Annotated in this window: 1 protein-coding gene; it reads right to left on the bottom strand. The window is 62.0% G+C overall.

All coding sequences use genetic code 11. The annotated features are described in order from the left end of the window. Positions 1 to 242 (bottom strand): EamA family transporter (locus AF337_RS02580; protein WP_152970868.1); only part of this gene is annotated, 242 nt, incomplete at both ends.

Below are 242 nucleotides of genomic sequence, written 5' to 3'. Positions count from 1 at the left end.
TGATGCCGGCGGTGGTGGCATCGGCATGTTCGAGGCCGACAAAAATCATGCCCTGGCAGATCGCGAGTCCTATGCCGCCAATCGCAAGCAGTTCGAGAGCGCGAGCCCGCACCAGTGCGACCATGTCGGCGAAATGCCGGCGCACGATCGGCATCAGGATCGCGAAGGCGATTAGCACGCGCCAGAAGCAAAGCGCCCAGGGCGGCATCTCGGTAGAAACCCATTTCGCCGCGATATAGACG

Origin of the sequence: Rhizobium ecuadorense (assembly GCF_001187535.1) — a bacterium.
Lineage (GTDB): Bacteria > Pseudomonadota > Alphaproteobacteria > Rhizobiales > Rhizobiaceae > Rhizobium > Rhizobium ecuadorense.
Note: the sequence above shows the minus strand (reverse complement) of the source record. Positions and strands in the feature narration are given on the sequence as shown.